The organism is Xanthomonas sp. SHU 308, from assembly GCF_000364645.1.
GTDB lineage: Bacteria > Pseudomonadota > Gammaproteobacteria > Xanthomonadales > Xanthomonadaceae > Xanthomonas_A > Xanthomonas_A sontii.
This window is the reverse complement of record NZ_AQOK01000369.1, coordinates 1-5,826: the sequence shown is the minus strand read 5'-3', so window position 1 is coordinate 5,826 and position 5,826 is coordinate 1. Positions and strand designations below refer to the sequence as shown.

Here is a 5,826-nt window from a genome sequence, read left to right as displayed (position 1 = left end):
CGCCTGGGCGCCGCCGCCGGGCGCGCCGATCCGCGAGGGCGGCGGCGAGATCGCCGCGGTGCCGCTGTCAGCGATCCCGATCCGCCGCCGCGGCGCCTGAGCCAGGCAGCACCCGGAACAGCACCCGACCCTGGTAGGGCATCCCCAACGCTTGCGCCTGTGCGCCCTGCGCGGCGATGCGCGCGGCGACCTGCGGCCAGGCCTCCTGCTTGCACACCCACACCCGCCCGGCGCGCGGTTGCCGCAACACCGTGAGCAGATCGGCGTCGTATTCGGGACCGAAACGCGGCGCGTCGCGCACTGGGTCCAGGCGGATCTTGCGTACCTGCGCGCCCAGCTCCAGGCGCAGGCCGTAACGCGCCATGTCCTCGACGAACACCACCTCGCGCACCGGCGCATCGGCACGCTGCGCGATCGCCTGCGCCCAGGCGCCGGCATCCTTATGCGTGGGCAGCAGCGCCACGGCCAGTTCGAGCGCCAGCAGCAATCCGCACCAGCCCAGCAGCCACGGCCAGCGCCACGGCGCCCGGCCCTCCTGCGCGCGCTGCCACGCCGCCAGCAATGCCAGCGGCACGAACAGCGGCAGCACGTACAGCGGCAGCCGTGAGCGCGATAGGCACAACACCAGCAGCGGCAGCAGCAGCCACAGGGTCAGCAGCAGCGGCGCGGCCTGCTGCAGGCGCAACGCCGGATCGCGCCACCACTGCCGCAGCTGCCGCGGCAATTGCCAGGCCCAGCGCGCCAGCGCCGGCGTCCACGGCAGCGTGCCCAGGACCAGGATCGGCGCATACGCCACCGCCCAGCCGTACCACTGCGCGTTGCGCCCGAACGCGTCGCTGGCCACGCGCTTGACCACCTCGTCGCCGACGAAGTACTGCAGCAATCCCGGATGGCCGTGGATCACCGCCAGGTACCAGGGCAGCGCCAGCACCACGAACAGGACGATGCCGGAGAGCTGCAGCGCGCGCCGCGGCGGCCCCGGCGTCACCGCGTTGAACAGCAGCAGCGCCGGCAGCGGCAGCAGGCCAGGCGGACCCTTGGTCATGAACGCCAGGGCGAAGCCGGCCCACATCGCCGCGATCAAGCGCTTGCCCTGTCCAGGCGGATGCGCCCGCGCTTCGACGAAGGCCCACACCGCCAGGGTCTCGCAGGCGGCGAGCAGGAAGTCGGTGGAAATCCATTGCGCCGCGCCGAACGGCGCCAGCATGGTCGCGTACAGCAGCGCCGCCTGCGCCGGCAGCTCAGGGCGTTCGGGAAACAGCCGCGCGGCCAGGCGCCACACCAGCAGCACGCACAGCAGGTAGGACAGCGCCGACGGCAACCGCGCCGCCCAGGGCGACGGCCCGAACACGGCGACGCTGGCGGCGATCGCCCAGTAGGTCAACGGCGGCTTGGTCCAGTGCGCCACGTCCTCGCTGCGGCGGGGCGTGAGCCAGTCGCCGCTGTGCAGCATGTTCAGCGCGACATTGGAGTAGCGGCCCTCGTCGGCATCCCAGATGCCGCGGGCGCCCAGCAGGGCCAGCGCGAGGGTGCAGGCCAGCAGCGCCACCGCGACGGCCGGGGAACGAAGCAGCGCGCGCATCGGCAGTCCTCTCGGTCGACGCGGCGACCTTAGTCACCGCGCCTGCGGCCGCAGATGACGGCCGGCGGACAGTTTTGCGACAGCGCGAACGCGCCGGCCTCAGGCCGGCGCGTGGCTCAGGCGGAGACCTGCGCGATCCAGTCTTCCAGGTTGTAGTAGTTGCTCACCCGGGCGATCCTGCCGTCGCGGATGTCGAAGAACGCCCCGCCCGGCAGCACGTAGCGCTGGCCGCGCGCCTCCGGCAGGCCGGTGTCGGTGTGGTGGTATTCGCCATGCACCACGTACTCGGCGGCGGCGCGGCGGCCGTCCTGCGCGGCCAGCACCACGATGTCGTGCAACTGCTCGCGGTAGCTGGCGTTCATGCGCTGCAGGAAGGCGGCGAAGACCTCCTTGCCGGTCTCGCGCGCGCCCTGGTTGAGATCGTGGGCGACATCGTCGGTGAGCATGCCCAGCATGCCGTCCCAGTCGCCGCGGTTGAACGCCGCGTAATAGGCCTGCACCAGGGCGATGGCCTGGTCCTGCGCAGGAACTCCGTGGTTGCTCATGGCTGCCTCCCTCGGGCCGTGGAAAGACCCATCATACGGCGCGGCACAGACCTGCGGCGGGCAGCCACCGGCGGCGATGGAGGCACTGGACCTTCTGCAGCCGCAAGCGCCAACGGGGTCGGACACAGCGCGCCAGGCCCGCGATCTTTCGCGACTCGGGACGGCACTGCCACGGGGGCACCAAGGCTGCGCGCGCGCTGCGTGGGCGCGCTCCATCGGCCGCGCAGTGCGCGCCTGTTTTGGGCGCCGCCCCATGGGAGCGCCTCCGATGCGACGGCAAACTCGCTTGCACATCCCTCGCAGTCGACACACCCGGCGCTGCGCAACCAATCGGAGGAGTGTGCATGTCTCGCACTGTGGTCCTGTCGCTGTCGCTGCTGCTCGCTGGCTGCTCGTCTGTCCGCTCACCGCCCCAGACTCCAGCCACTGCGGCACCATCGCCCCCGACACTCCTGGACCGCGGCAGTTACGACGTATCGGTGCAAACGCCCTCCCTGGCGCAAAACGAACGCGTCCGTTTCCTCATCCTGCATTACACCGCGCTCAATGACGCCCGTTCACTGAAGGTGCTGTCAGGCCCGGATGTCAGCGCCCATTACCTGGTGCCGGCGCGCCCGGCGCTGGTGGATGGAAAGCCGGTCGTCCTGCAACTGGTGGCCGAACAGAAACGGGCGTGGCACGCTGGCGTGAGCGCCTGGAATGGCCGCAGCAATCTGAACGATACGTCCATCGGTGTGGAGATCGTCAATCTCGGCTTTGCACAGGGCAAGGCCGGCAATCGGCAGTGGTACGCCTTCGCGCCGGAGCAAGTCGCCGCGCTGGTGCCGCTGCTCAACGACCTCATCACCCGCTATGGCATCGCACCGCAGAACGTGCTCGGTCACAGCGACGTGGCGCCCCTGCGCAAGTACGATCCAGGTCCGCTGTTCCCCTGGGAAATGCTCGCCCGGCACGGCATCGGCGCATGGCCGGACCAGGCGAACGTGCGCCGCTACCTGGCCGGGCGCGATCCCAATGCGCCCGGCGATGTACTCGCGCTGCAGCGGGCGCTCAAGCGTTATGGGTACAACGAGGTGAGTGTCGACGGGCGTTGGAGCGGAAAACTGCAACGCATCGTCGCCGCGTTCCAGATGCACTTCAGGCCACGCAAGACCAGCGGCATCATCGACGCTGAAACCGAGAGCATCGCCAACGCCCTGGTCGTCCAGTACGTCGACCCGGCATGGTGAGCGCGCGGGCTCGCATCCGCAGGTCGGCGCGCGCAACGCCGAGACATGCAGGAACCGCGCGCGTGCCACGACCGCGATCCAACGAAGCGCCTGCACGCCGATGACCGTCAGGTCGTGACGGGAGCGCTGCTGTAGCGTCGTCGCCTGCAGCGGCCTCGACCCGGCATCGCCGCTGGTTCGACGGATTCACCCTCGATCTCCGCCGGGATCCCTGCTCGTCCGCCGAGACGCACAGCGGCCCTGCTCCGCGATGTGCGCCCTTGCACGGCCGTGATCGCGCCCGGCCAGATGCAGGCCATGGCGCGGCTGCATGACGTGCGCGGCCCGCATGGGCCGCGCGCCGGCCTCGCCATCACCTCGTGTACGCGACCGTTGCGGTGGCGATTGATCCGGGTGCGCTCGGCAGCGGCCGGCGCCAGGGAATGCGCCGTTGCGTACCGTACCCCGCAGGTTCAGGCGCCGGGGACCACCAAGTCGCGATGGAAGAAGTACAACTCCTGCAGCAGGAAGCGCCAGCGGGTCTGGAAGCTGCGGAAACGGCTGCTCGGGGTCGACGACGCCAGGGCGTCGATCTGCAGTTCCTGGCACAGCCGCAGCGCCCGTGCCATGTGCAGCGGATCGCTGACCACGATCACCCGGTGCAGGCCGTGTTCGCGCATCAGCCGCCGCGCCTCGATCAGGTTCTGCCGGGTGGTGCGCGACACCGTCTCGATCAGGATCGCGTCGGCCGGCACGTCGTGGCGCAGCGCGTAGCGCCGGGCCACCTGCGACTCGGCGAAGCGCGCGCCGTTGCCGAAGCCGCCGGTGAAGATCAGGGTCGGCGCGTAGCCGCGCTGGTACAGGTCCAGGCCGTGGCGGATGCGCTCCTCGAACACCGGCGACGGCTTGGCGTCGTAGGCCGCGGCGCCGAGCACGATGATCGCGTCGGCCGGCGCCGCCTGGTCGCGGTCGCCGACCCAGACGATGTAGATCGCCACGCCCAGCAGCCACAGCCCCAGCAGCGCCGCCAGGCGCACCAGCCAGCGCAGCCAGCGGAAGCCGCCCCGCGCGCTCATGCCGCGCCCCATGGCAAGGCGTCCAGGTCGACGTTGCCGCCGGACAGGATCACCCCCACCCGGCGCCCGGCAAAGCGCGCCGGCTGCGCCAGCACCGCCGCCAGGGCGATCGCCGAGGACGGCTCCACCACCTGCTTGAGCACCTGCCACAGCAGCCGCATCGCCGCCACGGTCGCCGTGTCCTCCACCACCAGCACCTCGGCCTGGCCGTGCAGCAGGGCGAAGTTGGTTTCGCCGAGGGTGCCGCGCAGGCCGTCGCAGAGCGTGTCAGGGACCATGTCCAGGCGGCGCTCGCCGGCCGCCAGGGAGCGCGCGGTGTCGGCGGCGCCGGCCGGCTCGGCCAGCAGCAACTTCGCTTGCGGCGCCCGCGCCGACAGCGCCAGGCGGCTGCCCGCGGCCAGGCCGCCGCCGCCGACCGGCACCACCAGCAGGTCCAACCCGCCACTGGCGTCCAACAGTTCCAGCGCCGCGGTGCCCTGCCCGGCGATCACCGCCGGATCGGCATAGGGATGCACCAGGGTCGCGCCGGTATCGCGCTGCACCTGCGCGCACAGCGCCTCGCGCGCGGCGATGCTGGGCGCGCAACGCCACAGCGTGGCGCCGTGGCGGGCGATGTTGGCGAGCTTGACGGCGACCGCCCCCTCCGGCACCACCACATGGCAGCCGATGCCGCGGGTGCGCGCGGCCAGGGCCAGCGCCGCGCCATGGTTGCCGGAGGAATGGGTGACCACCCCACAGGCCGCCTGCGCCGGGTCCAGCGCCCACACCGCGTTGCAGGCACCGCGGAACTTGAACGCGCCACCGCGCTGCAAGTGTTCGGCCTTGAAGTACAGCTGCGCGCCGGTGGCGGCATCCAGCGCCCGCGAACGCAGCACTGGGGTCGGCCGCGCGTGCGCGGCAATGCGTGCGGCGGCCGCCAGGACGTCGCCGAACTCGGGCAGAAAACGTGAGACCATGCGCGAAAGGGTAGCGTATCGTCGCCAACGTGCAGCGCCCGCGACCCGCGCCGGTTCGCCGTCGTTGCGCGCAACTTAAGCGTTCAAGTGCAGCCGATGAAGTTAAGGGGGGATTCAATGCCACGGACCGAACCTGTCAGCCAGCCTGCTGGAGGGCAAACGCCATGAAACTGCGCCTGATCTGCGCCGCTGGACTGCTGGCCGCACTGGGCGGCTGTGCCACCTACGATTACGCCGGAGGCGGCGAGGGTGGCTACTACCGTGGCGCCCCGTCGGTCGAATACCGCTATCCGGCCGGCTACTCCGAGTACTACTCGCCCTACGGCGCGGTGCCCTACTACGGTTACGGCCCGTCCTATTACGGCTACTACGGGTACGGCGTGCCGTATTACTACTACCGTGGCTACGATGGCCCGCGCCACCGCCCGCCGCCGCGGCCGCGGCCGGACGACGGCGGCT

At 71.2% G+C, this 5,826-nt stretch carries 5 protein-coding genes and 2 pseudogenes; 3 read left to right on the top strand and 4 right to left on the bottom strand.

Going from position 1 to position 5,826, the window contains the following annotated elements; genetic code table 11:
- A pseudogene (locus D588_RS27270) lies at window positions 1-100 on the top strand (malonyl-[acyl-carrier protein] O-methyltransferase BioC); the annotation flags it as partial.
- Here the strand turns inward: D588_RS27270 and D588_RS0112665 are convergent.
- Window positions 68-1,582, bottom strand: coding sequence for a glycosyltransferase family 39 protein (locus tag D588_RS0112665; RefSeq protein ID WP_017916241.1), 1,515 nt, complete (start codon window positions 1,580-1,582; stop codon window positions 68-70). The pseudogene D588_RS27270 and the gene D588_RS0112665 sit on opposite strands and share 33 nt — an antisense overlap.
- 116 nt (window positions 1,583-1,698) lie before the next feature.
- Window positions 1,699-2,127 (bottom strand): ketosteroid isomerase-related protein, encoded by a 429-nt coding sequence (locus D588_RS0112660; protein WP_017914487.1) that lies wholly within the window; start codon window positions 2,125-2,127, stop codon window positions 1,699-1,701.
- A gap of 479 nt (window positions 2,128-2,606) precedes the next feature.
- Here D588_RS0112660 and D588_RS0112655 point away from each other — a divergent pair, with 479 nt between their 5' ends.
- Window positions 2,607-3,356, top strand: coding sequence for an N-acetylmuramoyl-L-alanine amidase (locus tag D588_RS0112655; protein ID WP_017916240.1), 750 nt, complete (start codon window positions 2,607-2,609; stop codon window positions 3,354-3,356).
- A gap of 452 nt (window positions 3,357-3,808) precedes the next feature.
- Here D588_RS0112655 and D588_RS0112650 read toward each other — a convergent pair whose 3' ends face one another.
- Together D588_RS0112650 and D588_RS0112645 are read right to left on the bottom strand one after the other, a co-directional pair.
- Entirely contained in the window at window positions 3,809-4,423 is a 615-nt protein-coding gene (locus tag D588_RS0112650; protein WP_017916239.1) for a YdcF family protein, read from the bottom strand.
- A complete protein-coding gene (locus D588_RS0112645) occupies window positions 4,408-5,367 on the bottom strand; it encodes a pyridoxal-phosphate dependent enzyme (RefSeq protein ID WP_017916238.1) in 960 nt (319 codons plus the stop codon). The genes D588_RS0112650 and D588_RS0112645 overlap by 16 nt, the downstream gene beginning before the upstream one ends.
- A gap of 164 nt (window positions 5,368-5,531) precedes the next feature.
- On the opposite strand from D588_RS0112645, the pseudogene D588_RS28540 reads away from it, so the two are divergent.
- A pseudogene (locus D588_RS28540) lies at window positions 5,532-5,826 on the top strand (hypothetical protein); the annotation flags it as partial.

What these genes read in the sequence shown, in the direction of transcription:
- D588_RS0112645 (WP_017916238.1), bottom strand. Translation starts at nt 5,367, where the DNA reads ATGGTCTCACGTTTTCTGCCCGAGTTCGGCGACGTCCTGGCGGCCGCC.
- D588_RS0112650 (WP_017916239.1), bottom strand. Translation starts at nt 4,423, where the DNA reads ATGGGGCGCGGCATGAGCGCGCGGGGCGGCTTCCGCTGGCTGCGCTGG.
- D588_RS0112665 (WP_017916241.1), bottom strand. Translation starts at nt 1,582, where the DNA reads ATGCGCGCGCTGCTTCGTTCCCCGGCCGTCGCGGTGGCGCTGCTGGCC.
- D588_RS0112660 (WP_017914487.1), bottom strand. Translation starts at nt 2,127, where the DNA reads ATGAGCAACCACGGAGTTCCTGCGCAGGACCAGGCCATCGCCCTGGTG.